A 26,826-nucleotide genomic window follows, 5' to 3' on the forward strand; every position below is an offset into this window, starting at 1 on the left:
CGTATTCCATTCACCCGATCGTGAACGCACGAAGAACAACCTTCACAGCCCTTCCCTAGACTCCTTGAAAGTGCAATTATCAAAGTGTTTCCGCGGAAGGGAAATGTCCAATGGTGTCACCTCAAACCTCGGAAGGCCGCTCGGTCATCGAGCGCGTCTTCGACGTTCTCGGAGCCTTCGACTCCGGCAACGTGAGTCTTTCAGCCAGTGAAATAAGCAGACGGGCCGGAATACCCGTCGCCACCACCTACCGAATAGTCTCCAAGCTGCTCGACTGGGGCGCGCTGGAGCGGATCGGGGCCAACAAATATGCCATCGGCCTCCGCTTATGGGAGGTCGCCTCGCTCGCACCGAGGCACGCGGCTTTACGTGAGGCCGCGATATCGCCTATGGTCGACCTGCACGCGAAAACGCATTCCATGGTGATGGTCTCCGTCCGGGACCGCCGTGAGGGCGTGTGGCTGGAGTCCGTCTCCGGCCGGGGCGGGGCGCTCCACAGGACCTGGTCGACGGGAAACCGCTTCCCGCTGCACGCGACGGCCTGCGGCTTGGTGCTCCTCGTACAGGCCCCGGCCGCCGTGCGGGACGACGTCTACGCCGCCGGACTCCCCGCGTACACGGACCGCACGGTCACCGACCCGGCAGCCCTGCGGAAACTGCTCGACGAGACGCGGCGCCGCGGATACGCCGTGGGCGGCGATCAGTTGATCGAGGGCGTCGCCGGGCTCTCGGTGCCCGTCCGCGACGAGAACGGCGCCGGCGTCGGCGCCCTCGGGATCGTCACGGAGTCCTCGGCCGTCATCACCCCCCGGCACATCACCCTGGCGCTGGAAGCCTCCCGCCGTATCACCGAGGCCCTCGCACACCGCTCCCGCGAGACCGAGCCGGCGACCGCCACCGCCTCCCGAGGAGGGCGCGGCCGCGGGGCCGCACTCACGGACCTCGCCTGACCAGCCGGTCCCGCGTCGAACCGCTCCCCCGCTCCCCTCTCTCCCTCCCCAGAGCACGTCCCCATGAACAGGAGCACCACGTGATCGCCACCCGCGACGAGATCCACGCCGGACTCGCCGACATCGTCAGCGAGATCTCCGGCGTCCCGCTCAGCGACGTCCTCGACGAGCGGTCGTTCCGTGACGATCTCGCCGTCGACTCGCTCTCCCTGGTCGAGGTCGTCGTCGCCGCCGAGGAGCGCTTCGGGGTCGAGATCCCCGACGAGGCCACCGTCGACCTCAGGACGGTGGGCGACACCATCGAGTACATCCTCGCCAGCCGCTGACGGACCCGTACGTCCCTTCCCCGCTGTGGAGTGATTCGCAATGAACTCGTCAGATCGCCGTGTGGTCGTCACCGGGCTCGGAGCCACCACGCCGCTGGGCGGCAACGTCGCCGACACCTGGCAGGGGCTGCTGGCAGGCCGCTCCGCCGTCCGACTCCTCGACCACCCCTGGGTGGAGGACGTCGTCGTGCGCATCGGCGCCGAGATCGCCGTCGAACCGGATCAGGTGCTGCCCCGCACCGAGCTGCGCAAGCTGGACCGCTCCGCGCAGTTCGCGCTGATCGCGGCCCGCGAGGCGTGGGCCGACGCCGGCTTCACCGGACCCGCCGGGGACGGCGGCGAGGCCGACCCCGACCGCGTCGGCGTCGCGATCTCGGCCAGCGTCGGCGGAGTCACCTCGCTGCTCCACCAGTACGACATCCTCAGGGAGCAGGGCTTCCGCAAGGTCTCCCCGCACACGATCCCGATGATGCTCTCCAACACGCAGGCGGCCAACGTCGGCCTGGAGATCAACGCCCGCGCCGGGGTGCACGCGGCGTCGAGCGCCTGCGCGTCCGGCGCCGAGTCCATCGCCTACGCGATCGAGATGATCCGTACGGGCCGGGCCGACGTGGTGGTGGCGGGCGGCACCGAGGCCGCGATCCACGCCCTGAACCTGGCCGCGTTCGGCAACATGATGGCGATGTCCAAGCGCAACGACGAGCCCGAGCGGGCCTCGCGCCCCTACGACACGGACCGCGACGGGTTCGTGATAGCGGAGGGCTGCGGGGTCGTCGTCCTGGAGTCGGCGGAGCACGCCGAGCGGCGCGGAGCGCGGGTGTACGCGCAGGCGGTGGGCCAGGCGATGTCCTCGGACAGCCACCACATCACGCAGCCCGAGCCCTCGGGCCGGGGCATCGCTGCGGCGCTGTGCACGCTGCTCGACTCGACCGACCTCACCCCGGCGCAGATCGTGCACGTCAACGCGCACGCGACGTCCACGCCGAAGGGCGACGTCGCCGAACTCAAGGCGCTGCGGAAGGTGTTCGGCGACGCCACCGACCACTTCGCGGTCTCGGCGACCAAGTCGATGACCGGGCATCTGCTCGGCGGCGCGGGCGGCGTGGAGACGGTGGCGGCGGTCCTCGCGCTGCACCACCGGATCGCCCCGGCGACGATCAACGTCGACAACCTGGACCCGGAGGTCGACGCCGACATCGTCCGCGACGAGCCGCGCGCGCTGCCGGACGGGCGGATCGCCGCCCTGAACAATTCGTTCGGCTTCGGCGGGCACAACGTGGTGCTGGCGTTCCGGACGCCGTGAACTGACACATGACGGTAGGTCAGCTCCCCTTGCCGCAAGGGGAGTTGGCCTACTTCTGGTGGTGCCCGTATCTGCGCGCCGACTCGTTCTGCTGCGCGAGGCGCCTGAGCGCGAGGAGCGCGGGTTCCAGGAGGACGGTGAGCACGAGGGCGCGTTCGGCGGTCTCCAACGGGTCCTCGATACCGTCGAGTTGATCGAGGTCCAGCGCCGCTGTGCGCTCCGCGAGGCGGGCGTACGGCAGGAGGGTCGCGCGGTCGACGGGGGCGCCGAGGGAGCGCAGGGAGGCGATGGTCTCGGCGAGGGCGGTGCGGGCGGGGGCTCCGGTGTGCACGTCCCAGCCCAACTCGGCGATCAGGGCGTCGACTTCGGCGGTGCCGGCCGGAGCCTCGGAGGGTTCGTCGGTGAGGCTGATCGCGCCGAGGACGAGGCCGAGCAGGATGTGGGGGTCGCGGGTGTGCTCACCGAGGGCGTCGAGGACCTGGCGGGTGGTGCTGACGGGCAGTCCGCGCACGCCGGTCAGCGCGCGGACCAGGCGCAGCCGGCGCAGGTGCTGGTCGTCGTACTCGGCCTGGGTGGCGGAGGTCTGGCGGCCGGGCGGGAGCAGGCCCTCGCGCAGGTAGTACTTGATCGTCGTGACGGAGACGCCGCTGCGGCGGCTCAGCTCGGACATGCGCATCGGTGGGGTCCCGCCTTGTCTTCCGGCCGTTCGGTCTTGCGGCCCGCAATTGGATACCTCTACTGTCTAACATAGATAGTGAAGGTATCCAATACCGAAAGGGCACAGCCATGCCCATGCTCCGCTGGACCGCCCCGACCCCGCCCGACACCGACGCGTACCTCATGGCCTCCCGCTTCGAGGTCCGCACCCTCACCGACGCCCTGCGCTTCCTGCTCAGATCCCCCGCGCTCTGGAAGCAGGTCAAGAACGCGCCGGGCGCGTACGGCGCCTCCCTGATCGCCGAACCCCTGAAGCGCACGTTCTGGACGCTGTCGTCCTGGGAGAGCGAGGAGGCGCTGCACGCGTACGCGCGCGCCGCGCCGCACAAGCCGGCGATGACCGGCCTGCGGTCGACGATGAAGTCCTCCACCTTCACCTACTGGACGGGCCCGCCCGCGGTCGACTGGGCCGACGCGAAGAAGCGCCTGGCCGAGGAGGCGGCGAAACGACGCTCACCGAGGTGACCGTTTCGGCAGGCGGCGGCCGGGTTGTGCGCGCCGATGCGCCCGGTGAGCAAACGCACCGGACCCCCCGCTTTGCTCATATGAACACCGGGTTACCATATGAGCACCGCAGATGAGCGCCGCCTAGCTCGAAAGAGAGCCCTGTGACTGTCAACGAGGACTCGTTCACCAACTGGATGAACCGTGAGGAGACCGCGGAGTCGATGATCCCGGTCATCGGGAAGCTGCACCGTGAACGGGACGTGACCGTCCTCGTGCACAGCCGCTCCCTGGTGAACAAGTCGGTCGTCAGCATCCTCAAGACCCACCGCTTCGCCCGCCAGATCGCGGGCCAGGAGCTGTCGGTCACCGAGACGATGCCCTTCCTGACGGCGCTCACCGCGCTCGACCTCGGCCCCTCGCAGATCGACCTCGGGCTGCTCGCGGAGAGCTACCGCGCCGACGGACGCGGCCTGAGCGTCGAGGAGTTCACGGCCGAGGCGGTGGCCGGGGCGACCGGCGCCAACAAGATCGAGCGCGGCGCGGGCCGGGACGTCGTCCTGTACGGCTTCGGCCGCATCGGGCGCCTCGTCGCGCGCCTGCTGATCGAGAAGTCCGGCTCGGGCAACGGCCTGCGCCTGCGCGCCGTCGTCGTACGCGGCGGCGGCCCCGGCGACCTCGTCAAGCGGGCCTCGCTGCTGCGCCGGGACTCCATCCACGGCCAGTTCCACGGCACGATCACCGTCGACGAGACGGCCGGCACGATCACCGCCAACGGCAACGAGATCAAGGTGATCTACGCCGACGACCCCTCCGAGATCGACTACACCGCGTACGGCGTCTCGAACGCGATCCTCATCGACAACACCGGCAAGTGGCGCGACCGCGCGGGCCTGAGCGAGCATCTGCGGCCCGGCATCGACAAGGTGCTGCTGACCGCGCCCGGCAAGGGCGACGTACCGAACATCGTGCACGGCGTGAACCACCACACGATCAAGCCGGACGAGCGGATCCTGTCCTGCGCGTCCTGCACGACGAACGCGATCGTGCCGCCGCTCAAGGCGATGGACGACGCGTTCGGGGTGGAGCGCGGGCACGTCGAGACGGTGCACTCCTTCACCAACGACCAGAACCTGCTGGACAACTTCCACAAGTCGGAGCGCCGGGGCCGGTCCGCGCCGCTCAACATGGTGATCACCGAGACGGGCGCCGCCTCCGCCGTCACGAAGGCGCTCCCGGACCTGAAGGCGAGGATCACCGGCAGCTCGATCCGGGTGCCCGTCCCGGACGTCTCCATCGCGATCCTCAACCTCCAGCTGGCCCGTGAGACGACCCGCGAGGAGGTCCACGACTACCTGCGCGAGGTGTCCCTGACCTCCCCGCTGCGCCGCCAGATCGACTTCACGACCGCGCCCGACGCCGTCTCCAGCGACTTCATCGGCTCCCGGCACGCCTCGATCGTCGACGCGGGCGCGCTGAAGGTGGAGGGCGACAACGCGATCCTCTACCTCTGGTACGACAACGAGTTCGGGTACTCCTGCCAGGTCGTGCGGGTCGTGCAGCACGTGTCGGGCGTCGAGTACCCGACGTTCCCGGCGACGGCCGTCTAGAGCGGGGTCCCCTCCCGCAGGCACAGCGTCGTGCCGCTCGCCGCCGCCTCGTACAGCGCGCGCAGGGTGCGCAGGTGGGGCGCGGTGAGCAGGCCGTCGAGGTCGGTGAGGTGGTGGAAGGCGTACCGGTCGTGCTCCTCGCTGAGGGCGATCGGGGTGCCTGCGGAGAGCGTGCCGCCGTAGAAGTAGCAGTCGAGGACCGGGCCGCAGTGCTCCACGTCCGCGCGGTGGTCGACGCCGATCAGGCGGGGGCCGCCGGAAAGGTCGAGGCCCGTCTCCTCGCGCAGTTCGCGGCGGGCCGCCGTCCAGGGGTCCTCGCCGTGGTCGAGCATGCCGCCGGGCAGCCACCAGTCGCCGGCGGCGAGCTGGGCGGGGGCGTAGCGCAGGAGCAGGGCGCGGCCGGCGTCGTCCAGGAGGAGGACGCAGGAGGCGAGGAGGGTCTGCGGCTGGGTCTTCACCCACTCCGCTCTCGGCAGCCACGCTTCCGGCTTCTCGACGGTGACGGTCTCGTCCACGGCGGGTTCCTTCCTGCGGAGGGGGTGGGTCGCCCTGGTCAACGACCGAATGCCGCTCGGGGGACGGTCTCGCAGACGGCGCGGGGTTCCTGTACCCCGGGTGTGAGATTGGTAAGGCTTGCCTTATAAGGTGGGCTTGTCCTCGGCGTCGTTCATGTCCGTACGCCGGGGTGCGTTCGTTCCCCGTACGACAGGACACCCATGCGCACCACCTCCCGCGGTCTGATCGCGGCGCTCGCCCTCACCCCGCTGCTGGCCGGCTGTTTCTCCTCGGGCGGGTCCGACTCCGCGCAGGGCGGCGACGGACGGCTGCGGGTCGCCCTCGCGGTGCCGCCCGTGCAGGCGCTGTCCCCGTACAGCAACGACGCGACCGTGCTGAGCAAGCTCTCGGTGACCGAGGGCCTCACCGCGCTGGACACGAAGGGTGCGGCGGCACCCGCGCTGGCCACGTCCTGGAAGCGGACCGCGCCCACGACGTGGACGTTCGAGCTGCGCAGGGCGACCTTCCAGGACGGCACCCCGGTCACCGCCGCCGCCGTCGTGAACGCCCTCGGCCACGCGAACTCCGCCGCGACCAAGCCCCGTGTCCTGAGCGACGTCACCCTCACCGCGAAGGCCGACGACACCGACACGGTCACGCTCACCACGAAGACCCCCGACCCGGTCCTCCCCCTGCGCCTGGCGAGCCCGGCGCTGGGCATCCTCGCCGCGAAGGCGTACGGCGCGAACGGCGCGGTCACCCCGGTCGGCACCGGCACGGGCCCCTTCGCGATCACGAAGCTGACCGGCAAGACGAGCGCCACGCTCGATCGGTACGACGGCTACTGGGGCGGCAAGGCGAAGGCGCCCGGCGTCGACGTCACCTGGATCGCGGACGGCACGGCCCGCGCGAACGCCCTGCGGAGCAAGGACGTCGACATCGCGGAGTGGATACCCACCTCGCAGACGAAGCTCCTCGACGCGAGGACCCGGCACGAGGTGCCGTCGGTGCGGACCGACAGCCTCGTCCTCAACACGCGCTCCGGCACGTTCGCGAACGCCGGTCTGCGGGCCGCCGCACGCGAGGCCGTGGACGGCTCCGCGCTCGTCGGCTCGGTGTTCGGCGGGTACGCGGACGCAGGTCAGGGCCTGTTCGGGCCCGCCGTGTCCTGGGCCGCCGCCGACCGGGTCGCGGTGACCGGGCGTGCCGCCGCCGCGAAGGTCCCCGCGGGGACGACCGTGCGCCTCGCCACGTACACCAACCGGGCCGAGCTGCCCGAGGCGGCCACCGTCCTCCAACAGCAGCTGGAGAAGGCCGGGTTCAGCGTCAAGCAGGACGTCCGCGAGTACACGCAGATGGAGGCCGACCTGCTCGCCGGGAAGTACGACGCGCTCGTGTTCTCCCGCGTGACGCTGCTCGACACGGGGGACGCGGTGGCGTACCTCGCGAGCGACTTCACGAGCGACGGCGTCTACAACATCGCCGGGCTGAAGGACGCGAAGGTCGACGCCGCGATCAAGTCCGCGGCCGCCGAAGGGGATTCGGCCGCCCGGTACAAGAAGATCATGCGGGCCGAGGCGGAGGTCCTGCGCACGGACGCCGTCGTCCCGCTCGTGCACGAGAAGGTCGTGCAGGGAATCTCGGCGGACGTCGAGGGCGTCGTCCTCGACCCGCGCGAGCGCTCGCTGATCGACGCGGGTACGCACCTGAAGTGACCGACTCCCGCACCGTCGCCGGCCGTGTCCTGGCCGGCGCCGCCCTCCTCGCCGCCGTCACCGCGCTGCCCTGGCTCTCCGGAACCGACCCCGCGCTGACGGTCCTTCGCGCCCGCTCCGGCGACCAGGACCCGACGCCGGGCCAGTTGACGGCCGTACGGGAGCAACTCGGTCTGGACGACGGCCCGTTGGCGCATCTCGTGCGGTGGATCGGCGGGGACGCGGGGACCTCCTGGGTGTCCGGGGAGGCGGTGTGGCCGCAGGTCTCGGACGCGTTCGCGGTGTCGGTGACGATGATGCTGGGCGCGCTCGCGGTGACCGTCGCGGTGGTCGGGCTGGTGTGCGCGCGGACCCTGTGGCTGGGGTCGCGCGGGCGGCAACAGCGCGCCGGGGGCGGGGAGTTCGCCGCCGTGCTCGCCGCGCTGCCGAAGTTCCTGCTGGCCTCGCTGCTCGCGACGGTGTGCGGGGTGTGGCTGGGATGGCTGCCGTCGAGCGGCTGGGAGGGGCCGTCGTCGATGGTGCTGCCCGCGCTCGCGCTGGGGGTGCCGTCGGGGGCGATGATCGGGGGCTTGCTGCAACAGGCGCTGCCGGGGGTGTTCCGGGAGCCGTGGGTGCGTACGGCGCGGGCGTTCGGACTGTCGCGGGGGTACCTGGCGCGCAACGCGCTGCGGCGGGCGCTGCCCGGGGTGCTGCCTCAACTCCTGCCGACCGTCGTGGGGTTGGTGGGCGGGTCCGTCGCCGTCGAGAAGATCTTCAACATCCCCGGGCTCGGGCGGCTCGCCCTCGACACGGCGCTCGCGCAGGATCTGCCGCCCTTGCAGACGGTGACGCTGGTGCTGGTGCTGCTCGGGGTGGGGGCCGGGCTCGCGATCCGGGCCGTCTGCCGGGTGCTGCTCGGACCGGCGCTGCGGGACGGGGCGCTGCCCGCGCTGCCGGTGGCGGGGGTGCGGCCCCGGAGATGGCTCGCGGTGGTCTGCGGCGGCGCCCTGGTCGCGCTGGTCGTCGCCGGGCTGCTGCGGGATCCGGCGCAGGTCGACACGGGGGCGCGGCTGCTGTCGCCGTCCGCCGGACATCCCCTGGGCACCGACTCGTTGGGGCGGGACATGCTGGCCCGCCTGGGGCACGGGGCGCTGCGGACGGCGTCGGTGGCGTTCGCCGTGACGGGGGTGAGTGTCCTGGCGGGGCTGCTGCTGGGGGTCGCGGGCCGGGTCGGTGCGGGGCTGACGGAGGTCGTGTCGACGCTGCCCGCCGTCCTCGCCGGGCTGCTGACGACGGCGGTGACCGGGCCGTCGGTGTGGGGAGCGGCGCTGGCCGTGTGCCTGGTCGGGTGGGCGCCGTACGCCGCGCAGACGGCGGCGCTGCTGGCGCAGGAGCGGGCCGCCGGGCACACCCTCGCCTCCCGCTCGCTGGGCGCGGGACCCGCGTATCTGCTGCGCCGCCATCACCTCCCGGCGGTGCTGCCCGCCGTGATCCGCAACGCGCTGCTGCGGCTGCCGACGACCGTGCTCGTCCTCGCCTCGCTGGGGTTCCTGGGGCTCGGGGAGCAGCCGCCGACGCCGGAGTGGGGGCGGCTGCTGTCGGAGAACCAGCCGTACCTGGAGCTGGCGCCGTGGACGGTGCTGGGGCCCGCGGGGGCGCTGGTGCTGCTGGCGGTGTTCGCGGTGTCGGTGGGCAGGCGGCGGGACTGACCGCGCGCATCGGCGAGTTCGGGCCGGGGTCGGCTGCCGGTGCGGGCGGCCGTACGGCGGTCCCGGGCCGTTTCGCGCCGGGTGCGGTCGCGAATGTGCCCGCGTCCAGGCGTTTTTGGCCTGCCGGAATGCCCGACGAGCCCCCTCCGGAATGCGAACACGCCCCGGCCACAGCGCTTTTGAGCCCACCGCACCCCCTGGCCAGAACTTTACGGTCGGTGGCCAGCAATGGAGGCAAGTGGCTTTCGGCCAAAGGGTGTTCGCCTAGGGTGGCGTTCTGATCAGCGTTGTTCATCATCCGCAGGAGGCTCCGCCGTGTCGGACACCCAGGACACCCACTCCCCCGCCAGCCAGGCCCAGGAGGCCCGCGCGCGGATCGACACGTCCACGCCTCACTCGGCGCGGTTCTGGAACTACTTCGTCGGGGGCAAGGACAACTACGAGGTCGACCGCGAGATCGGGGACCAGATCAAGGAGATCTTCCCGGGCCTCGTCGACGTCGCGGTGACCAGCCGCCACTTCCTGGGCCGCGCGGTCACGCACCTCGCCGGCGAGGTCGGCATCCGCCAGTTCCTCGACATCGGCACCGGCTTGCCCACCGCCGACAACACGCACGAGGTCGCGCAGCGCGTCGCCCCCGAGACGAAGATCGTGTACGTCGACAACGACCCGATCGTCCTCGCCCACGCCAACGCGCTGCTGACCAGTACGAAGGAGGGCGTCACGGCGTACCTCGACGCGGACATGTACGACCCGGCGGCGATCCTGGAGAAGGCGTCCGGGACGCTGGACCTCTCGCAGCCCGTCGCGCTGATGATCCTCAACACCCTCGGCCACGTCGGCGAGTACGAGCAGGCGCGCACGCTGGTCCGTGACCTGATGGCCGGGCTGCCGTCCGGGAGCCACCTCGTCATCAGCGACTCGACGTCGACCAGCGACGGCATGATCGCCGCGTCCGACGCGTACAACAAGAGCGGCGCCGTGCCGTACTACGTCCGCAGCGTCGAGGAGATCGGCGGCTTCTTCGACGGGCTTGAGGTGCTGGAGCCGGGTGTCGTGCAGGTGACGGAGTGGCGGCCGAACGCGGACACGCAGCGGGTGTACGTGGACGCGTACGGGGCGGTCGCGCGCAAGGCGTGAGTGTGTCGGTGAGGCGGGGCCTGTTCTTTCCGGCCCCGCCTCTCTCTTTGCGTGTCAGTACGCGAACCCCGACTTGCCCGACTTCAGTGCGGCGACGTGCGTGACGCCGCTGCCCGGGGGCAGGGCCGTCGTCGTGCCGGGCGGGCTGACGACCGTGCCGTCCCCGAGCTGGGCGGCGGCGTTGGCGCCCCAGCCGATGACGGAGCCGTCGTCGAGGACGGCGAGCGTGAAGTCGGGGCCGCCCGCGATCTCCTGGACGCCCTTGAGGGAGTCGATCGGCACCGGGGTGGTGCGGTTCGCGGTGGTGCCGTCGCCGAGCTGCTTCGTGTCGTTCTTGCCCCATGCCTGGACGCTGCCGTCGTCCAACACGGCGAACGAGGAGGCGTTGGTGGCGAAGACCCGGGCGACCGTGCCGAGGTAGGCGACGTCGACCGGCGTCGGGCTGTCGGCCTTCTTGTCGTCGCCGAGCTGGCCCTCGGCGCCCTTGCCCCACGCCTTGACCACACCGTCGGCGGTCAGCGCGAGGACGTGGTCGCAGCCCACGGCGATCGACTCGACGTCGGTGAGGTCGGGGACCTGCTGCGGGGTCTCACGGCTCGTGGTGGTCGTGACCGGCACGCCGGGGACGCCGAGACGGCCGTTGGCGTTGGAGCCCCACGTCCACACCGTGCCGTCCTGGCGCAGGGCCACGCTGAAGCCGCAGCCCGCGCCGACGTCCTTCACCAGGTCGAGGCTCTGGACAGGGGTCGGGTTCTTGTAGGGGTTGGTGGTGTCCTGGCCGGTGCCGAGCTGCTTGGTCGCGTTGCTGCCCCAGGCGAGTACCCGGCCGTCCTTGACGGCGAGGACGTGGTCCGCGCCCGCCGAGACGTCGCTGACGCCGTACACGCCCGCGACGGTCGCCGGGAACTCCTGGTTCGTCGTCGTGCCGTTGCCGAGCTGGCCGGTGGTGTTGGCGCCCCAGCTCTTGACCGTGCCGTCGTTGAGGAGGGCGATGCCGAAGGAGTTGGTGGTGGCGTTCGCGCCCGTGCCGCTCGCGGTGCCGCCACCGCCGGACACCTTGCGGACGTCGTTCCGGGACAGGCCGGTCACCGCGGCCGGGGTCTGCTGGCTGATCTTGGAGCCGTTGCCGAGCTGGCCGACGCCGTTGTCGCCCCAGGCGCGGACCCACGGGTCGGCGGGGCCGGCCGCGTGGGCGGGCGTGGCGAGGGTGAGGGTGGTGGCGGCGAGGGCCGCGAGGAGGAGGGGTCTCACGGGGATGGTGCCTTTCGGTTCAGTAGGCATAGCTGGAGTTCCAGGAGAGGGAGGTCGTGACGCCGGTGGTCCCACTGCCCGGCGGCAGCGCGGTGACCGGCGCGGACGAGGATCGGCCCGTGCCGTCGCCCAGTTGGCCGTCGGTGTTGTCGCCCCAGGCGGCGACCGAGCCGTCCGCGAGAACGGCGAGCGTGTGGTCCCGGCCCGCTGCCAGCGACAGCACCTCGGCCGGAGCGGCGGCCGGCACTGGCGTGGTGCGGCTGACGGTGGTGCCGTCGCCGAGCTGCCCGGAGCCGTTCCAGCCCCAGGCGCGTACGCTCCCGTCGTCCAGGACGGCGAGGCTGTGGTAGCCGCCGGTGTACACGGCGGCCACGTCGGTGAGGTGCCGGACGTCGACGGGCACCGGGCTGTCCGTGGTGGAGTCGTTGCCGAGCTGGCCGTCCCAGTTGCGGCCCCACGCCTTGACCGTCCCGTCGGCGGTGAGGGCGAGCGTGTGGTGGCAGCCGGCCGTCACGGACACCACGTCCGTCAGGTCCGGCACCCGCTGCGGGGTGGCCCGGTCGGTGGTGGTGCCGATGCCGAGTTGCCCGACGTGGTTGCGGCCCCAGCTCCACAGGCTGCCGTCCTCGCGCAGTGCGGCGACGTGATCGCAGCCGGCGGCGAGGCTCTTCACCCGGTCGAGACTCTGCACGGCGACCGGCCGGGTGCGTGACCCGCCGGACACGCCGTCACCGGCCTGGCCGTACGTGTTGTCGCCCCAGGCCAGCACCCGTCCGCCGCGTACGGCGTATCCGGCGCCCGCGCTCGCGGCCACCTCGGTGACGCCCGCGAGGCCGGTCACCGTGACGGGGTACGGCCGGTTCACGGTCGTGCCGTCGCCGAGCCTCCCGTCGGTGCCGGCGCCCCAGGCGCGTACCGTGCCGTCCGTGAGCAGCGCCACGGCGAAACTGCTGGGCCCGTTCCAGCCGCCGCCCGCGACCTGCCGTACGGCGCCCCGGGGCAGGCCCCTGACCGCCGCCGGGGTGGGTTGCGCCAGCGTGCTGCCGTTGCCGAGCTGGCCGACGCCGTTGGCGCCCCAGGCCCGTACCCACGGGTCGCTCGGTCCGGCGTGCGCGGCGCCGCCGGTGAGGAGGACGAGGCCGACGGCGAGCGCGGCGGCCTCAGTACGCATACGTCGTGTTCCCCCCGAGCGACACCGCCACGTTCTTGATCGCCGACCCCTCCTGGAGGATCTTCACCGAGTCGAACCGCGACACCGTCGTCCCGTTGCCGAGCTGCCCCTCCCCGTTGTGCCCCCATGTGAAGACGTCGTCGGCGGTCACCGCGACCCCGTGCCGGGCCCCGGCGGCGAGGTGCTGGACGCCCTCCAGGCGGGGGATCTCGACCGGCGCGGTGCGGTTCGTGCGGGACACGTTGTCGCCGAACGCCTCGTCGCCTTCGAGGAGTTGGCCGTACTGGTTGCTGCCCCAGCCCCAGACGTGGCTGTCGCTGGTCATCGCGTAGTTGTGGTGCGCACCGGCCTCGATGTCCGAGACGCCCTCGATCCAGTCGACGTCGACGGGCTCGGTCGAGGACTTGGTGGAGGAGTTCCCGAGCTGGCCGTAGAGGTTGTAGCCCCAGGACTTGACCGTGTCGTCGGCGGTGATCGCGAGCGCGTGGTAGCAGCCCGCGTCGATCTTCGAGATGTCCTTGAGGCCGACGACCTTGCGCGGTACGGAGCTGGTGGCGCGGTTCCCGGTGCCGAGCTGGCCGTGGATGCCCCGGCCCCACGCGTACACCGTGCCGTTCTCCAGCAGCGCGAGGCTGAAGTCGCAGCCGGCGGAGATCTGCTTGACCTTCGGCATGCCCTGGACCCGGTCGGGGACGGTACGGCTGCCGCCCGTGCGGTTGTTGCCGAGCTGGCCGTACGCGTTGTCGCCCCAGGAGTAGACCTGGCCGTTCGTGTCGAGGGCGAGGGCGTGCCGGCCGCCGGCGGCGATGTCCTTGATGCCCCTGAGGCGGGGGACGGTCGTCGGGACGGTCTGGTTGGTGTTGCCGCCGTTGCCGAGCTGGCCGGAGGAGTTGTGGCCCCACGCCTTGACGGTCGTGTCGGTGCGGGCGAGGGCGAAGGAGTCGGCGGAGGAGGTGCCGCCGGCCGACATCTGGTCGACGTCGCCCCGGAAGAGGCTGGTCACGGAGGCCGGGGAGAGACTGTCGGAGAGGGTGCCGTTGCCGAGTTGGCCGGTGCGGCCCGCGCCCCAGCTCAGGACGGTGGGGTTGCCTTCGTTGGCGCCGGCGGTGGGGGCGAGGGCCAGGGTGGCGGTGATCGCGGTGAGGGCGGTGAGCGTTCTCAGGCGGGACATGGCTGTGCTCTCCTTCGTCGGATTCGGGTGGGGCGCCCTCCAGCAGCCTCCCGGGAGACGATCAAGGCCGCGAGCCGAGATGTTCGAAACACCTGATTGACGGACGTCCGTTCGAGTTGCCCGGCGTGGCGGTTTCCGGGCGGGGCGGGAAACCGGCCGTTCAGGGGCCGTGGGCCGATGCGGTGAACCATGATCGACACGCACGCCTCGATCGGTTTTCCGTGCGTTTGTCCGATTAGCGTCTGCCCCGCTTGTTCGAATCCCCCTCTTCTCTCCCCGGGAGCCGCCATGCCCGCACGCCGTTTCCTGTGCGCCTGCGCCCTCGCGCTGGCCGTCTGTTCCACCGCTTATGTGTCGCCCGCGCACGCGGTCGCCGTCGCCGCCTCGGAGTGCGCCCCCGAGGACGAGGCGTGCAAGGACTCCGAGGCCGCCGCGCAGAAGGTCGAGGACCAGCAGAAGAAGACCGAGGAGGGGGCGGCGAACGCGCAGAAGCAGATCGACGCCGTCGGCAAGCAGATCCAGGAGTGCGAGCCGGGCTCCTCGGAGTGCATGGAGAAGCTCTCCGGGTCCGGAGCCGCCGAGAAGCAGGGCATCGCCGACATGAAGGACACGATCTCCGGGTTCAGGACGGAGCCCGCGGACAACGCGTCGTCCACCTCCACGACCGTCTGCTCCGGCTTCGCCGCCACCCTCCCGGCCGGTGAATCGCCGTTCCCCAACGACCAGTTGTGTTCCCTGCTCGGTTCCTGAACCCCACCGTCAAGGAGAGTGCCGTGCGCCGTACCGCCCTGCTCGTCCCCGCCGTACTGACCTCACTCGCGCTCGCCACGCCGGTCTCGGCGGCTCCGCTGCCCGAGGGGGACCCCGGTCCGCCGCCCGCCGCGCGTGCCGTCGGGCCCGACGGGAAGCCCGCGAAGGTCGAGGACGTCCTGAAGTACTGCGAGACGAAGAAGTCCGCCTGCTCCTTCCGCATCAACCGCGTACTGACCCGTGAATTCGCCACCGCCGTACGGTCGCTGGGCAACTCGGTGGTCAACTGCACGCAGAGCGACATGAACATCGAGCGTGTGGTGACGCTGCACGCGAGCAGCACCGACAACATCGGCGGGGAGATCACCGGGAAGGTGACCGCCGAGGGGACGGTCAACACGACCGGTTCGGTCACGACCAACCTGGCCAACGAGAGCTCCAACACCCACAAGACACCTGACCTCAGCAAGGGTCCGACCGACGAGACCGGTACGAAGACGACCGTGTCCGGCGGTGCGACGGTCTCCGGATCACTCACCGCGCGGCTCGCGTTCGAGGCCGAGTTCAAGGCGACGTACTCCAAGTCGTGGACGGTGGAGACCACCGAGCAGACGACGTACAAGACGACCGTGAAGGCGCACGACGTCCTGGTGTTCGGTGCGAGCGCGGCGATGCGGCGCGTGACCGGGAATCTCCTCACGGACATCGGGAGCAAGATTCTCGGGATCTCCGTGGACAGTCCGTCGATGGTCAACACGAGTTCGTTCGTGGCGCAGACGTACGCGGCGCCGCCGAACGTCTGCCAGGGCATCCGGCCCGCACCCACCCCGCCTCCCGGCCCCTGAGCGAGGAGTTCTCCCATGCGTCATCTCGTCCTTCCCGCGCTCGTGTCCCTCGCTCTCGCCGCACCCTGCCCAGCGGTCGCGGCCCCCGCCGAACAGCCCGTCCCCGTCCTCAACGGCGATTTCGCCGAACCCGCGATGAAGGGGGACGGTCCCACCACCGTCGGCATCGACAACTGGACCGGCGCGAACCAGCGTTACTCCCCCGCCGCGTCCGGCCGCACCGACGGCTCGCACGGAGTCGCTCTCCAGAAGGACGGCAACACCCTCTCCCAGCGGCTGCGCGGTGTACGCAACGGGGCCCAGGTGACGGTGAGTTACGAGGACAGCCCCGCCGTGTCGAAGGAGTGCCTGCCCGCGGACGTCGCGGACGGGCAGGCGTACACCGTCGAGGCGAGCGGGGGTGCCGTCCAGCCGGTGACCACCGCGAAGGATCCCGACCGGGTCAAGGGGACGCCGGGGAGCGGGCGTTGGACCGTGCGGACGTACACGTTCACCGCGTCCGAGAACGATCCGCTGCTCACGTTCACCTCCAGGGTCGCCAACTCCAAGGCGCACATCACCTGTTCGCCGATGGTCGCGCGGATCAGGGCCGTTGAGGTGCCGCCCGCCGTGGACCAGACCGTCGACCGGATGTCGCTGGGGACGTCGGAGGCGTTCAAGGGCAACGAGAAGGAGAAGTCCCTGCACAACGCGCTCGCCGCGTGCAACGGGGAGAACGCGTGCGAGTTCCGGCCCGACCGGCGGACGTCGTTCCGGTACTACGGCCGGTCCCGGGTCATCGGGGAGGCGTTCGTCAACTGCACGCGCAACACCCTTGAGCACACGCGGGTGTTGAGCTTCGCCGAGCGCAGTCACGACAGCGTCGCGCAGACGTACGCGGACGCCGGTCTGTCGCTGGAGGAGGTGGCCCGGCTGCCCACGTCCGGTGACCGTACGGAGGACGAGAAGCGCGTCACGTCCCGCCCGATGGCTACCCAGTTCGCGCTCGCCTACGAGAAGGCGTGGAAGCGGCCGTGGCAGTGGTTCAGCAGCGATCAGCGGACGGTCGTCGAGCGGATCCAGCCGGGTGAGGTGAGCTGGGTGGAGTTGCAGCCGGCGCGGGAGCGGGTGGAGGGGTGGTTCGCCAGCAAGAAGGACGACTATCGGGTGCACGTGGTGGTCGACGGTCCGTCACGAGCTGTACCTGATCGGCTGCTTCAGCGGACGGGGCCCATGGCGGACGCCGAGAAGCAGCGGTGCATGGCGGCTCGGCCGATGACGACGACGCCGGTCGGGGCGGACGCTCCTGCCTCGTCGACGGACAAGGGGCTGACGGGGCCGTCGATGCCCACGGCGCCGGGGGTGCGGCGGATCGGCTGAGGTGACGTCGAATAGGGGGTGACCGTATGTGCCGGTCACCCCTTCCGCATTCAGTCCCCCCGCGCCGCCAGCGCGGCCTCCGCCTTCTTCCGGAACACCGCCAACTTCTCGGCCGGGGCGATGACTTGGTGGCTGCGGGACTTGACCGAGACGTCGTGCCCGGCCGCCGCGGCGCGCAGGGCGCCGACCGTCGCCTGTTCGCGGGGGATGTGGGCGAACGGGTCGAAGGAGTACCAGCGCATCGCGTTGAGGTGGGTCATCTTGTCGGTCTCGGCGTCGGTGACGTCGTGCGTGGTGAGGACCTCGTGCAACTGCTCGGGCGCGTTGGGCCACATGGAGTCGCTGTGGGGGTAGTCGGCCTCCCAGCAGATGTTGTCGATGCCGATCTCGTTGCGGAGCTTGACGCCGATCGGGTCCGAGATGAAGCACGTGAGGAAGTGCTCGCGGAAGATCTCCGAGGGGAGCTTGCCGCCGAAGTCCTGGAGGGTCCAGGTCGCGTGCATCTCGTAGGTGCGGTCGAGGCGTTCGAGGAAGTAGGGGATCCAGCCGGTGCCGCCCTCGGAGAGGGCGATCCTGACGGCCGGGTACTCCTTGAGGACCCGCGACCACATCAGGTCGGCCGCCGCCTGCACGAGGTTGATGGGCTGGAGGGTGATCATCACGTCGGGCGGCGCGTCCGCGGAGGTGACGGCGAGCCGCCCGGAGGACCCGATGTGCAGGTTCATGACCGTGCCGCAGTCGGTGAGGGCCTTCCACACCGGGTCCCAGTACTCGGTGTGGAAGCTGGGGTAGCCGAGGGGTACGGGGTTCTCGGGGAACGTCAGCGAGTGGCAGCCCTTCTCGGCGACCCGGCGGATCTCCTGGGCGCACAACTCGGCGTCCCAGATGGCGGGGAGGGCCATCGGGATGAACCGTCCGGGGTGCGCGGCGCACCACTCGTCGATGTGCCAGTCGTTGTAGGCGCGCACGAGGGCGAGCGAGAGGTCGGGGTCCTCGGTGGCGAACAGGCGGGCCGAGAAGCCGGGGAACGAGGGGAAGTTCATCTGGGCGAGGACGCCGCCCGCGTTCATGTCGGCGACGCGCTCGTCGACGTCGTAGCAGCCGGGCCTGATCTCGTCGAGGCCCTGCGGCTCCAGGCCGTACTCCTCCTTGGGGCGCCCGGCGACCGCGTTGAGCGCGGAGTTGCCGACGCGGTTGTCGCGGAACTGCCAGATGTCGGAGCCGTCGTCGAGGTGGACGAGGCGGGGGGCGTCCTTCTTGTAGCGGTCGGGGAGGTGGTTGGCGAAGAGGTCGGGCGGCTCGATGATGTGGTCGTCGACGCTGATGAGGATCATGTCGTCGTGGTGCATGAACACGCTCCTTGGACTTAGTCGGAGGCGGGCAGTGCTTTTGCCGCCTTGACGGTCAACGGCTCGCCGCCGTACGTGAGTTCACCGGCCCCGGAGGCGGTGCAGAGCAGTTCGAGGGTGTCGCCGGCATCGACGTACCGCTTGCCGATCAGGACGTCGGCTGTGCCGGATCCGGTGGGTGGGGAGACCAACTGTGCGGCGGGCAGGAGGGGTTGGCCGCCACACTCGATCGCGCCGGTGAGTTCGCCGGGTGCGCGGATCACGATGACGCGGGCCGTCGAGACGGTCGAGGCGAGTTGGTCACCGGGGCGCGGGGTCTGCGACGCCATGGCGCGGCTCTCCTTCCGGGAGGGTGGGCAGGGGGGTCAGGCGGTCGCCCAGCCGGTCGAGGTCGTACGCCTGTCTGGCGAGCCAGAACCGCAGGAACCCGGTGAGGGAGTACCGCAGGAAGAGGGCGGCGCCGACGACGGCCGCGCTGACGCCGCCGAGGCCGAGGGCGAGCGCGTCGCCCTGGCCGAGCGTCGAGTCGGTGGCATGGGCGAGGGGGAAGGCGAGGCCGCCGAGGACGAGCCCGGCGAGCATCAGCAGGACGCCGAGGCGCAGCCACAGGACGTTGCGGGCACTCGCGGGGTCGGGGATCTTGAGGTCGGCGAGGTCACGGACGAACCGGTCCGCGCGGGCGTCCTGCGTCATGGGGCGCTCCCCAGGTAGTAGGAGGAGAGTTCGGCGTGCAGGGAGCCGTCGGGGCTGCCCTGCCACTGGACCTGGCCGCGGGCGAGGACGGCGGCGTGATCGGCGATCTTGAGTACGGCGGCGGCGAACTGTTCGACGACGAGGACAGCGACGCCCTGCCGGGCGATCTCGGCGACGCGTTCGTAGAGCCCGGCGACGACCAACGGGGCGAGCCCCATGGACAGTTCGTCGAGGAGGAGGACGGCCGGGTCGGTCGTCAGGCCCCGCGCGAGGGCCAGCATCTGCTGCTCGCCGCCGGAGAGGGTGCCCGCGGCCTGGGTGCGCCGCGTGCCGAGGACGGGGTAACGGGCGTACGCGGCCTCCTCGATGTCCTCCTGGCGGCGGCCGGTGAAGGTCATCATGCGGAGGTTGTCGCGCACGGACAGGTTGGGGAAGACGCCCCGGCCCTCGGGGATGAGGCAGACCCCGGCGCGGGCGAGGTCGCCGGCGCGGATGCCGGTCGCGTCGCGTCCGCCGAGCAGCAACCGGCCGCCGCTGGGTGGGTGGACGCCGGCCGCGACCTTCAACAGGGTGGTCTTTCCGGCCCCGTTGGGTCCGAGGAGGGCGACGATCTGGCCGGGGTGCACGGCGAGGTCGACGCCGTGCAGGACGGTGATCCCGTCGTACGCGGCCCGGATCCCGGCGAGTTCGAGCAGTGCGGTCATGACTCCCCCAGGTAGGCCGCGAGGACCGTCTCGTCGCGCTGGACCACCTGGGGCGGGCCGCAGGCCACGACGCGGCCCAGGTCGAGGACGTACACCTCGTCGCAGACCGTCATGACGAGGCTCATGTCGTGCTCGACGAGGAGGACGGCGGTGCCGTCGTCGTCGGCGAGGGAGCGCAGGAGCGCGGCGAAGCGTTCGGTCTCCTCGGGGTCCTGGCCGGCGGCGGGTTCGTCGAGGAGGAGGATGCGGGGGCCGAGGACCAACGCCCGGCCCACTTCGACGAGTCGGGCGATTCCGGTCGGCAGGGCGTCGGCGGGGGCGTCGGCGAGGTGGGTGAGGCCGAGGCGGGTGAGGACCTGGTCGGCGAGCCGGGCGGCGTCGCGTCGGGCGGGGCTCAGTTCGGCGGCGACGAGGAGGTTGTCGCGTACGGTCAACCGGCCGAAGAGTTCCAGGTGCTGGAAGGTGCGGGACATGCCCCGGCGGGCTCTGCGGGCGGGGCCCTCGCGGGTGATGTCGTGTCCGTCGAGGGTCACCCGGCCGGTCTGGGGTCGGCGCAGGCCGGAGACGACGTCGAACAGGGTGCTCTTTCCTGCCCCGTTGGGTCCGATGAGGCCGGTGACCTTGCCGGGGGCGGCGGACAGGGAGACGTCGTCGAGGGCCCGGCGTCCGCCGAAGGCGACGGTGACGTGGTCGGCGCTCAAGAGGTCAGTTCGCTGTGGCACGGGCCAGCACCTCCCCGTCGTCCGCCCGCCAGGGCCGCCGTATCCCCCACCACTCGACCGGTACGTCACCTGTCGGGTTGAGCTGAACTGCCGCGCGGGACCGCAGCGTTAGGGCGACGGCGAGGACGGCGACCAGGACCGGCCATCCGGGCAGCAGCCCCGTCGCGGTCACCGCCCAGCCGGCGGCCAGCGTCCCGAGGAGTACCGGCATCAGCACCCGGTCCCGGGCGAGCGGCGTCCACTCCTCCCGCATTCCGGTGAGCACCCCGCTCGGGTTGTGGGCGAGCCCCATCCCGGCGAGGGCGATGAGGAGGGCCGACACGTCGTGGGCCCAGGAGCCGAGTTCGTTGAACAGTTGGGTCGGTACGACGAAGGCGAGCCCGGTGAAGAGGCCGGTGCCGACCGCGCCGAGGCCGCCGATGACGGCGATCAGGAAGATCGGGAGTCCGGCGATCATGTTGAACTGCTCGGCGGTGACGGTCTGTTGCTGCATCCCGTAGAGCGCGCCGCCGAGTCCCGCGATCCCCGCCGACAGTGCGAACACGGCGACCCGGGCGCCCAGCAGCCGCCCGCCCAGCGTCGCGTAGGCGGCCTCGCTGTCGCGCAGGGCGATCAGGCGCCGCCCGAAGCGGCCCCGGCGCAGCGCGGCGACGCCGAGGGAGGTCGCCGCGAGCAACACGGCGGCCAGCAGCAGGAGTTGGACCGGGCTGGTGAGGTGCCAGCCGAACAGGTCGGGGCCGGTCACCGACACCGAGCCCTGGTCGAAGAAGGCGATGCGCACGCCGAACACGTCGAACGCGGGCAGTGTGAAGATCCACCGGTCGAGGATCACGGCGAACGCCGTTGTCCCCAGGGCGAGATAGATGCCGGAGAGCCGCAGCGCGGGCAGGGCGATGAGCGCGCCGACGGCGGCGGCGATCAGCACGGCCGCAGGGAGCGCCCAGAGTTGGCCCCGGTCGCCGAGGTGTCCCCACACCACCGCGCCGATGCCGGCGATGGAGAGCTGGCACAGCGAGATCTGGCCCGCGTATCCGGCGAGCGGGACGTAGGACAGGGCGACGACGCCGAGCGAGAAGATCGTGCCGTAGGAGATGACCTTGTCCTCGGACAGGACGGTCACCAGGACGACCGCGAGCAGGACGACGCACCCCGCGAAGACGAGCGAGCCGCGCGCCTGCGGGAGGGGGACGCGCACCAACTTGCGGTCCCTGCCCCGCAGTCGGCGGTGCGGGAAGGCGAGCAGGGCCAGCAGGAGGAGCAGGGCGGGGGCGGCGAGGCGCAGGCCGGGGAGGTAGTCGTTCTGGGGGAGGTACCCGGCGAGGTACGCCTCCATGAGGCCGACGACGACGGCGCCGAGGAAGGTGAGCGGGAGGCTGCGCAGCCGGCCGAAGACGGCGGCGGTGTACGCGGAGACGATCAGCAGGGAGAGCTGCTGGGCGTCGAGCGCGACCGTCGGGGCGATCAGGATGCCGCCGACGGCGGCGAGTTGGATGCCTAGGACCCACGCGAGGCGTCCGGCGCGCAGGGGGTCGGCGCCGGTGAGGGCGGCGAGCGCGCGGTCGTCGACGGAGGCGCGCATCTCCGTGCCGGCGCGGGTGCGGTGCAGCAGGAACCACAGGCAGGCCGCGATGGCGAGGGCGGCGGCCATGGTGATGGCCTGGTGCCAGGTGACGGTCGCCGGGCCGAGGTCGAGCGCGGGGCGGTCGGTGAGGAACGGGCTGAGCGGGCGCGGGGTGTTGGGGTCCCAGATCCAGCGGGCGAGCGCGATGCACCCGGTGAGCAGGGCGACCGTCATCACCAGCCGCTCCGCCTCCCCGAGCGCTTGGACGGGCCGCATCAGGACGCGCTCGACGAGCAGTCCGAAGGCGGGCGCGAGGACGAGCAGGACGGCGGCGAGGGCGAGCGGAACCGGCCAGCCCCAGCCGACGGCGAGCTGCCAGTAGGCGAACGCGGCGAACATGCCCGCCGCGCCGTGCGCGAAGTTGAAGACTCCGGCCGTGGTGTGGGTGAGCACCAGGCCGCTGCCGATCACGGCGTAGATCGCCGCCGTGGTCAGACCCACCACCGTGAAGGCCAGGAACTGATCCATGGCTTGGAAACTAGCTTCTCTCTATTGGAGAATCAACCATTCGTGCACGATACTCATTTGCGAGAATCACGTTCTCATCAGGAGGGTGTCACGTTGAGTCCCACCACCGACCTCGTAGAGATCGAGCAGCTCCTCGCCCGCTACGCCGTCGCGATGACGCGCGGCGACATCGACCACGTGCTGAAGGTCTTCACCCCGGACGGCACCTACAGCGCCTTCGGCGACACCTACCCCCTCGACGAGTTCCCGGCGTTGGTCGCCGCCGCCCCCAAGGGCCTGTTCCTGGTGGGCACTCCGGCCATCGACCTCACCGGCGACACCGCGACCGGCACCCAACCCCTGTGCTTCGTCGAGCACTCGGAGCACGCGATGCGCATCGGCTACTACAACGACACGTACGTCCGCACGGACCAGGGCTGGCGGCTGCGCACCCGCTCGATGACGTTCATCCGGCGCAGCGGCACCCACGACTCGGGGCGCCCGCACGCCTTCACACGTTCATGAGGGTCGCGGACTTCCGTACAGGGCTGCGGAGTTGGCTGGACGCGCACGATCTCTCCGCCGAGGGGGACAGCCTTGACGCCCAGGTCGCCCAACTCGCCCGTGTCCGGCGCGCGTTGTGGGACGCCGGCTGGATGCGGTACGGCTGGCCCGCCGAGGTCGGGGGACTCGGCGGGCCTGAGGTGCTGCGGGCCGTGCTGGGCGAGGAGGTCGCCGCGCGGGACCTCGCCGAGCCCGGTATCTGGTCGATGGTCGAGGTGCTCGTGCCGACGCTGATCGACTACGCGCCGCCCGCGCTCGCCGCCGAGCTGGTCCCCCGGCTCCTCGGGGGCGCCGAGCAGTGGTGCCAGGGGTTCTCGGAGCCGGGTTCGGGCAGCGACCTCGCGTCCCTGTCGACGCGGGCCGTCCGCGAGGGCGACGGGTGGGTCGTATCCGGCCAGAAGGTGTGGACGAGCCTCGCGCAGTACGCGGCCCGCTGTGTGCTGCTGGCCCGCACGGGCGGTCCCGGGCACGCCGGGATCAGCGCGTTCTTCGTCGACATGGACTCCCCCGGCATCACCGTCCGCCCGCTGCGCACGATGCACGGTGTCGACGAGTTCGCGGAGGTCTTCCTCGACGACGTACGCGTCCCGGCCGAGCGCTTGCTCGGTGCGGAGGGCGACGGCTGGCGGCTCGCCATGGACCTCCTCCCGCACGAGCGCTCCACCTGTTTCTGGCACCGGATCGCCCACCTCCACACGCGACTTGACCGCCTCCTGGCCGTCGGCTGCGAACCCGACACCGACGCGCTCGGCGCCGTCTGGCTCGACCTCCACACGGCCCGCGCCCGCTCGGCGGCCACCCAGCGCAGGCTGGCGGACGGCGGACGCCTCGGCCCGGAGACGTCCGTGGACAAGATCCTCCTGGCGACCGCCGAACAGCGGCTCTACGACACCGCGCGCGATCTGCTGCCCGGGGTGATCGAGCTGGGCGAGTCGCCGTGGCGGACGGAGTACCTGTACTCGCGGGCGGCGACCATCTACGGCGGCACGGCCGAGATCCAGCGCAACATCGTCGCCCGCCGCCTGCTCGACCTCGGGAAGGAGTGAGGCGCGTGGACGCCACGGAACGCGCTCTGCTGGAGGAGACCCTCCGCAAGGCCCTCGTCTCGGGGACCGACCTCGCCGAGCTGGGGTGGCCCGAGATGCTGGACGAGGAGGGGGTCGTACCGATCCTGTTCCGGCTGCTCGGGGAGACGGGGGCGTGGGTGCCCGTCGTGAACGACGTGGTGCTGCGGGAGGCGGGGCGGGGGCTCGGGGGGAGCGTGCCGTTGCCGTTCGCCGGTGGGGGGTGGGTTCGGTGGGGGCGGGAGGCGCCGTTCGAGGTGCGGCGGGTGTCGGGGGGTTCGTCCGTGCCGGTGGGGGCCGGACGGCGGGCGCTGGGGTGGTGGCTGGTCGGGAGCGGGCGGGCGATGCTCACGCTGGCTCGTCAACACGTGCTGGACCGGGAGCAGTTCGGGCGCCCGCTGGCCTCGTTCCAGGCGGTGCGGCATCGGCTCGCGGAGACGTACGTCGCGCTGGAGGGGGCATCGTCCGCGCTGGACGCCGCCTCCGATGACGTGGGCGCCCTGCTGGGGAAGGCCGCCGCCGGGCGGGCCGCGCTGCTCGCCGCCCGGCACTGCGGGCAGGCGCTCGGCGGGCTCGGGTTCACGGCCGAGCACGAGCTGCACCGGCATGTGAAGCGTGTCCTCGTGCTGGACGGGCTGCTCGGGTCGGCGCGTGAACTGACCCGCGAGGCCGGGGAGTTGCTGGTGCGCGAGGGGCGGGCGCCGCGTCTCGTCGAACTCTGAGGGGTGTCATGACCGACTGGAACGATCTGCTGGGGTGCCTCGAACTGGCGCCCGTCTCGCCGGGGGTCTTCGAGGGGCGTTCCCAACGGCTGGAGTACCGGCGGCTGTTCGGGGGGCAGTTCCTCGCGCAGTTCGCGCGGGCTGCGGTGCTGGCCGCTCCCGGGAAGGAACTCAAGTCCCTGCACACGCAGTTCACCCGCGAGGGGCGGACCGGGGAGCCGGTGCGCTACGAGGTGGACGTCGTGCAGGAGGGGCGGACCTTCGCGACCGTGCGGCTGCTGGCGCGGCAGGAGCACGGGGTGGTGGCGGTGGCGGGCGCGAGTCTGCACGGGTGGGAGGAGGGCCTTGGGCGGCAGACGGTGGAGGCGGTGCCGGGGGTGCCCGGGGAGGAGCGGCGGGTCGAACTCGGGCTGCTGCCCTGGGAGTCGAGGGCGTCGAGCGATCTCGACACGGTGAAGTCCGAGGCGCCGGTGTACGAGCTGTGGACCCGGATTCCTTCGGTGCGGCGGGAGTTGGGGCCCGCGCTGCTGTCGTACGCGACCGATCTGACGCTCATCGGGACGGCGCTGCGGCCGGTGGCCGGGGTGACGCAGGGGGACTCGGGGCGGCTGTTCGCGTCGGCGGTGACCGCTCATACGGTGTGGTTCCACCGGCCGCCCGCGACCGGAGGGTGGCTGTTGCTGCGGCAGGAGAGTCCGGTGGCGGCGCACGGGCGGTGTTTCGGGCGGGGCGATGTGCTGGACGAGGGCGGGGAGTTGGTGGCCTCGTACGCGCAGGAGGCGTTGCTGCGGTTCGGGGGGTGAACCGTTCGAGGAGGGGCCTTCCTCAGGGCGGCCCCTCCTCGAACGCGGCGTTCACGCGGTCACGGTGCCGGCACCTCCACGACCACCGCCGACCCCATCCCCCCGCCCGCGCACATCGACGCGACGCCGAACCCTCCGCCCCGGCGCCGCAGTTCGTGCACGAGCGTCACCAGCATCCGCGCCCCGGACGCGGAGATCGGGTGCCCCAGCGAGCAGCCGCTGCCGTTCACGTTGACCGTCTCGGGGTCGAGGCCGAGACGGCGGATCACGGCGACCGGTACGCACGCGTACGCCTCGTTGATCTCGAAGAGGTCGACGTCGGAGACGGTGAGCCCGGCCCGCTCCAGCGCCTTGGGGATCGCGAGCACCGAGGCGATCCCGGTCTCGGCGGGGTCGACGCCGACCGAGGCCCAGGCGCGGACCGTCGCGAGCGCGGGCAGTCCGAGCCCGGCGTCCGCGACGGCCAGGACGGCCGCCCCGTCGTTCGCCCCGGACGCGTTCCCGGCCGTGATGGAGAACCCCTCGATCTCGGGGTGCAGCACCCTCAGCGCGGCGAGCCGTTCGGCGCTGGTGTCCCGGCGCGGGTGCTCGTCGGCGGCGAAGTCACCGACGGGGACGGTCTCCTCCTTGAACCGCCCCTCGTCCAGGGCCCGTACGGCGTTGCGGTGCGAGCGCAGCGCCCAACTGTCCATCTCCTCGCGGCTGATGCCTTCCTGGACGGCGGTGTTCCAGCCGACGGTGATCGCCATGTCGAGGTTGGGGGCGTCGGGGCGGTCCGGGTGGGTGGGCGGCACCCAGGGTTCGCCCTGGAACGTCAACTTGGGCGCCGTGGAGGTGGAGTTGACGCCTCCGGCGAGGATCAGACGGTCCATGCCGGCCCTGATGGAGGCGGCGGCGGTCTGGACGGCGGTCAGGCCGCCGGCGCAGTGCCGGTTGAGGGCGAGTCCGGGGACGTGCGGGAGTCCGGCGGTGAGCGCGGCGTGGCGGGCGATGACGCCGCCGCCGTAGTGGGTCTCGGCGAGGATCACGTCGTCCACGAGGGCGGGGTCCAGGCCCTGGGCGGCGGCGGAGACGACAACGTCCGCGAGTTCGTGGGCCGTTGTCCCTTTGAGAGTGCCCTTGAAGGCGGTGCCGATCGGGGTGCGCAGGGCGTTGACGATGACGGCTTCGGGCATCGGCGTGCTCCTTCTGGAGGTCGGCTG

Annotated in this window: 27 protein-coding genes; 15 read left to right on the forward strand and 12 right to left on the reverse strand. The window is 71.7% G+C overall.

The features are described 5' to 3' along the window. The first annotated feature begins 110 nt into the window (after positions 1-110). The 3 genes from ACLZOT_RS16310 (at position 111) to ACLZOT_RS16320 (ending at position 2,579) form a co-directional block, all read left to right on the forward strand. A complete protein-coding gene (locus tag ACLZOT_RS16310; protein WP_416969620.1) occupies positions 111-950 on the forward strand; it encodes an IclR family transcriptional regulator in 840 nt (279 codons plus the stop codon). Between the two features lie 80 nt (positions 951-1,030). Next, on the forward strand, positions 1,031-1,276 hold the full coding sequence (locus ACLZOT_RS16315; RefSeq protein ID WP_416969621.1) for an acyl carrier protein: 246 nt from the start codon (positions 1,031-1,033) through the stop codon (positions 1,274-1,276). 40 nt (positions 1,277-1,316) lie between these two features. Then, complete coding sequence (locus ACLZOT_RS16320) at positions 1,317-2,579, forward strand: beta-ketoacyl-[acyl-carrier-protein] synthase family protein (RefSeq protein ID WP_416969622.1); 1,263 nt, start codon at positions 1,317-1,319, stop codon at positions 2,577-2,579. Between the two features lie 49 nt (positions 2,580-2,628). On the opposite strand, the gene ACLZOT_RS16325 is transcribed toward ACLZOT_RS16320, so the two are convergent. Next, positions 2,629-3,255 carry a MerR family transcriptional regulator gene (locus ACLZOT_RS16325; RefSeq protein WP_416969623.1) on the reverse strand — a complete coding sequence of 209 codons (627 nt, stop codon included), beginning with the start codon at positions 3,253-3,255 and terminating at the stop codon, positions 2,629-2,631. Between the two features lie 110 nt (positions 3,256-3,365). Here ACLZOT_RS16325 and ACLZOT_RS16330 point away from each other — a divergent pair, with 110 nt between their 5' ends. Both ACLZOT_RS16330 and ACLZOT_RS16335 read left to right on the forward strand, forming a co-directional pair. Next, entirely contained in the window at positions 3,366-3,761 is a 396-nt protein-coding gene (locus ACLZOT_RS16330; RefSeq protein WP_416969624.1) for a DUF3291 domain-containing protein, read from the forward strand. 143 nt (positions 3,762-3,904) lie between these two features. Then, entirely contained in the window at positions 3,905-5,350 is a 1,446-nt protein-coding gene (locus ACLZOT_RS16335; protein WP_416969625.1) for a glyceraldehyde-3-phosphate dehydrogenase, read from the forward strand. Here ACLZOT_RS16335 and ACLZOT_RS16340 read toward each other — a convergent pair. Next, positions 5,347-5,865 carry an NUDIX hydrolase gene (locus tag ACLZOT_RS16340; protein WP_416969626.1) on the reverse strand — a complete coding sequence of 173 codons (519 nt, stop codon included), beginning with the start codon at positions 5,863-5,865 and terminating at the stop codon, positions 5,347-5,349. The genes ACLZOT_RS16335 and ACLZOT_RS16340 overlap by 4 nt on opposite strands. 201 nt (positions 5,866-6,066) lie before the next feature. On the opposite strand from ACLZOT_RS16340, the gene ACLZOT_RS16345 reads away from it, so the two are divergent. From ACLZOT_RS16345 to ACLZOT_RS16355, 3 genes are all read left to right on the forward strand, one after another. Beyond that, positions 6,067-7,560, forward strand: a complete 1,494-nt coding sequence (locus ACLZOT_RS16345) for an ABC transporter substrate-binding protein (protein WP_416969627.1) — start codon at positions 6,067-6,069, stop codon at positions 7,558-7,560. Beyond that, positions 7,557-9,248 (forward strand): ABC transporter permease subunit, encoded by a 1,692-nt coding sequence (locus ACLZOT_RS16350; RefSeq protein ID WP_416969628.1) that lies wholly within the window; start codon positions 7,557-7,559, stop codon positions 9,246-9,248. The genes ACLZOT_RS16345 and ACLZOT_RS16350 overlap by 4 nt, the downstream gene beginning before the upstream one ends. Before the next feature lie 315 nt (positions 9,249-9,563). Continuing rightward, a complete protein-coding gene (locus ACLZOT_RS16355) occupies positions 9,564-10,388 on the forward strand; it encodes an SAM-dependent methyltransferase (protein WP_416969629.1) in 825 nt (274 codons plus the stop codon). A gap of 54 nt (positions 10,389-10,442) precedes the next feature. Here ACLZOT_RS16355 and ACLZOT_RS16360 read toward each other — a convergent pair whose 3' ends face one another. The 3 genes from ACLZOT_RS16360 to ACLZOT_RS16370 are packed head-to-tail and all read right to left on the reverse strand — an operon-like array spanning position 10,443 to position 13,981. Next, positions 10,443-11,639, reverse strand: coding sequence for an RCC1 domain-containing protein (locus tag ACLZOT_RS16360; protein WP_416969630.1), 1,197 nt, complete (start codon positions 11,637-11,639; stop codon positions 10,443-10,445). Between the two features lie 19 nt (positions 11,640-11,658). Continuing rightward, positions 11,659-12,810 carry an RCC1 domain-containing protein gene (locus ACLZOT_RS16365; RefSeq protein WP_416969631.1) on the reverse strand — a complete coding sequence of 384 codons (1,152 nt, stop codon included), beginning with the start codon at positions 12,808-12,810 and terminating at the stop codon, positions 11,659-11,661. Then, complete coding sequence (locus ACLZOT_RS16370) at positions 12,800-13,981, reverse strand: RCC1-like domain-containing protein (protein WP_416969632.1); 1,182 nt, start codon at positions 13,979-13,981, stop codon at positions 12,800-12,802. The genes ACLZOT_RS16365 and ACLZOT_RS16370 overlap by 11 nt, the downstream gene beginning before the upstream one ends. Positions 13,982-14,269: 288 nt before the next feature. Between ACLZOT_RS16370 and ACLZOT_RS16375 the strand changes: the two genes are divergently transcribed. Genes ACLZOT_RS16375 through ACLZOT_RS16385 form a run of 3 tightly spaced genes read left to right on the forward strand, consistent with a single transcriptional unit; the run spans position 14,270 to position 16,935 of the window. After that, a complete protein-coding gene (locus tag ACLZOT_RS16375; RefSeq protein ID WP_416969633.1) occupies positions 14,270-14,731 on the forward strand; it encodes a hypothetical protein in 462 nt (153 codons plus the stop codon). A gap of 23 nt (positions 14,732-14,754) precedes the next feature. Further along, positions 14,755-15,576 carry a hypothetical protein gene (locus ACLZOT_RS16380; RefSeq protein ID WP_416969634.1) on the forward strand — a complete coding sequence of 274 codons (822 nt, stop codon included), beginning with the start codon at positions 14,755-14,757 and terminating at the stop codon, positions 15,574-15,576. A 15-nt stretch (positions 15,577-15,591) separates the two neighbouring features. After that, a complete protein-coding gene (locus ACLZOT_RS16385; protein WP_416969635.1) occupies positions 15,592-16,935 on the forward strand; it encodes a hypothetical protein in 1,344 nt (447 codons plus the stop codon). 50 nt (positions 16,936-16,985) lie between these two features. Here ACLZOT_RS16385 and ACLZOT_RS16390 read toward each other — a convergent pair whose 3' ends face one another. Genes ACLZOT_RS16390 through ACLZOT_RS16415 form a run of 6 tightly spaced genes read right to left on the reverse strand, consistent with a single transcriptional unit; the run spans position 16,986 to position 22,492 of the window. After that, a complete protein-coding gene (locus ACLZOT_RS16390) occupies positions 16,986-18,284 on the reverse strand; it encodes an amidohydrolase family protein (protein WP_416969636.1) in 1,299 nt (432 codons plus the stop codon). Between the two features lie 17 nt (positions 18,285-18,301). Beyond that, on the reverse strand, positions 18,302-18,613 hold the full coding sequence (locus tag ACLZOT_RS16395) for a hypothetical protein (RefSeq protein WP_416969637.1): 312 nt from the start codon (positions 18,611-18,613) through the stop codon (positions 18,302-18,304). Then, on the reverse strand, positions 18,585-18,977 hold the full coding sequence (locus tag ACLZOT_RS16400) for a hypothetical protein (protein ID WP_416969638.1): 393 nt from the start codon (positions 18,975-18,977) through the stop codon (positions 18,585-18,587). Before ACLZOT_RS16400 ends, ACLZOT_RS16395 begins: the two co-directional genes overlap by 29 nt. After that, entirely contained in the window at positions 18,974-19,681 is a 708-nt protein-coding gene (locus ACLZOT_RS16405) for an ABC transporter ATP-binding protein (protein WP_416969639.1), read from the reverse strand. The genes ACLZOT_RS16400 and ACLZOT_RS16405 overlap by 4 nt, the downstream gene beginning before the upstream one ends. Further along, a complete protein-coding gene (locus ACLZOT_RS16410) occupies positions 19,678-20,403 on the reverse strand; it encodes an ABC transporter ATP-binding protein (protein WP_416969640.1) in 726 nt (241 codons plus the stop codon). Before ACLZOT_RS16410 ends, ACLZOT_RS16405 begins: the two co-directional genes overlap by 4 nt. Then, entirely contained in the window at positions 20,387-22,492 is a 2,106-nt protein-coding gene (locus ACLZOT_RS16415; protein WP_416969641.1) for an ABC transporter permease subunit, read from the reverse strand. The genes ACLZOT_RS16410 and ACLZOT_RS16415 overlap by 17 nt, the downstream gene beginning before the upstream one ends. Positions 22,493-22,585: 93 nt before the next feature. Here ACLZOT_RS16415 and ACLZOT_RS16420 point away from each other — a divergent pair, with 93 nt between their 5' ends. The 4 genes from ACLZOT_RS16420 to ACLZOT_RS16435 are packed head-to-tail and all read left to right on the forward strand — an operon-like array spanning position 22,586 to position 25,624. Further along, positions 22,586-22,996 (forward strand): nuclear transport factor 2 family protein, encoded by a 411-nt coding sequence (locus tag ACLZOT_RS16420; protein ID WP_416969642.1) that lies wholly within the window; start codon positions 22,586-22,588, stop codon positions 22,994-22,996. Continuing rightward, positions 22,993-24,081, forward strand: a complete 1,089-nt coding sequence (locus ACLZOT_RS16425) for an acyl-CoA dehydrogenase family protein (protein ID WP_416969643.1) — start codon at positions 22,993-22,995, stop codon at positions 24,079-24,081. The genes ACLZOT_RS16420 and ACLZOT_RS16425 overlap by 4 nt, the downstream gene beginning before the upstream one ends. 5 nt (positions 24,082-24,086) lie before the next feature. After that, entirely contained in the window at positions 24,087-24,821 is a 735-nt protein-coding gene (locus tag ACLZOT_RS16430; RefSeq protein WP_416969644.1) for an acyl-CoA dehydrogenase family protein, read from the forward strand. 8 nt (positions 24,822-24,829) lie between these two features. Beyond that, complete coding sequence (locus ACLZOT_RS16435; RefSeq protein WP_416969645.1) at positions 24,830-25,624, forward strand: acyl-CoA thioesterase; 795 nt, start codon at positions 24,830-24,832, stop codon at positions 25,622-25,624. Between the two features lie 59 nt (positions 25,625-25,683). On the opposite strand, the gene ACLZOT_RS16440 is transcribed toward ACLZOT_RS16435, so the two are convergent. Beyond that, positions 25,684-26,799, reverse strand: a complete 1,116-nt coding sequence (locus ACLZOT_RS16440) for a thiolase family protein (protein WP_416969646.1) — start codon at positions 26,797-26,799, stop codon at positions 25,684-25,686. Between the last annotated feature and the right edge of the window lie 27 nt (positions 26,800-26,826).

Source organism: Streptomyces sp. 4F14, from assembly GCF_048159485.1.
Lineage (GTDB): Bacteria > Actinomycetota > Actinomycetes > Streptomycetales > Streptomycetaceae > Streptomyces.

Coding starts and splice junctions, on each gene's coding strand:
- ACLZOT_RS16390 (WP_416969636.1), bottom strand. CDS start 18,284: ATGCACCACGACGACATGATCCTCATCAGCGTCGACGACCACATCATC.
- ACLZOT_RS16325 (WP_416969623.1), bottom strand. CDS start 3,255: ATGCGCATGTCCGAGCTGAGCCGCCGCAGCGGCGTCTCCGTCACGACG.
- ACLZOT_RS16385 (WP_416969635.1), top strand. CDS start 15,592: ATGCGTCATCTCGTCCTTCCCGCGCTCGTGTCCCTCGCTCTCGCCGCA.
- ACLZOT_RS16425 (WP_416969643.1), top strand. CDS start 22,993: ATGAGGGTCGCGGACTTCCGTACAGGGCTGCGGAGTTGGCTGGACGCG.
- ACLZOT_RS16370 (WP_416969632.1), bottom strand. CDS start 13,981: ATGTCCCGCCTGAGAACGCTCACCGCCCTCACCGCGATCACCGCCACC.
- ACLZOT_RS16365 (WP_416969631.1), bottom strand. CDS start 12,810: ATGCGTACTGAGGCCGCCGCGCTCGCCGTCGGCCTCGTCCTCCTCACC.
- ACLZOT_RS16375 (WP_416969633.1), top strand. CDS start 14,270: ATGCCCGCACGCCGTTTCCTGTGCGCCTGCGCCCTCGCGCTGGCCGTC.
- ACLZOT_RS16405 (WP_416969639.1), bottom strand. CDS start 19,681: ATGACCGCACTGCTCGAACTCGCCGGGATCCGGGCCGCGTACGACGGG.
- ACLZOT_RS16400 (WP_416969638.1), bottom strand. CDS start 18,977: ATGACGCAGGACGCCCGCGCGGACCGGTTCGTCCGTGACCTCGCCGAC.
- ACLZOT_RS16345 (WP_416969627.1), top strand. CDS start 6,067: ATGCGCACCACCTCCCGCGGTCTGATCGCGGCGCTCGCCCTCACCCCG.
- ACLZOT_RS16435 (WP_416969645.1), top strand. CDS start 24,830: ATGACCGACTGGAACGATCTGCTGGGGTGCCTCGAACTGGCGCCCGTC.
- ACLZOT_RS16320 (WP_416969622.1), top strand. CDS start 1,317: ATGAACTCGTCAGATCGCCGTGTGGTCGTCACCGGGCTCGGAGCCACC.
- ACLZOT_RS16440 (WP_416969646.1), bottom strand. CDS start 26,799: ATGCCCGAAGCCGTCATCGTCAACGCCCTGCGCACCCCGATCGGCACC.
- ACLZOT_RS16330 (WP_416969624.1), top strand. CDS start 3,366: ATGCCCATGCTCCGCTGGACCGCCCCGACCCCGCCCGACACCGACGCG.
- ACLZOT_RS16415 (WP_416969641.1), bottom strand. CDS start 22,492: ATGGATCAGTTCCTGGCCTTCACGGTGGTGGGTCTGACCACGGCGGCG.
- ACLZOT_RS16395 (WP_416969637.1), bottom strand. CDS start 18,613: ATGGCGTCGCAGACCCCGCGCCCCGGTGACCAACTCGCCTCGACCGTC.
- ACLZOT_RS16310 (WP_416969620.1), top strand. CDS start 111: ATGGTGTCACCTCAAACCTCGGAAGGCCGCTCGGTCATCGAGCGCGTC.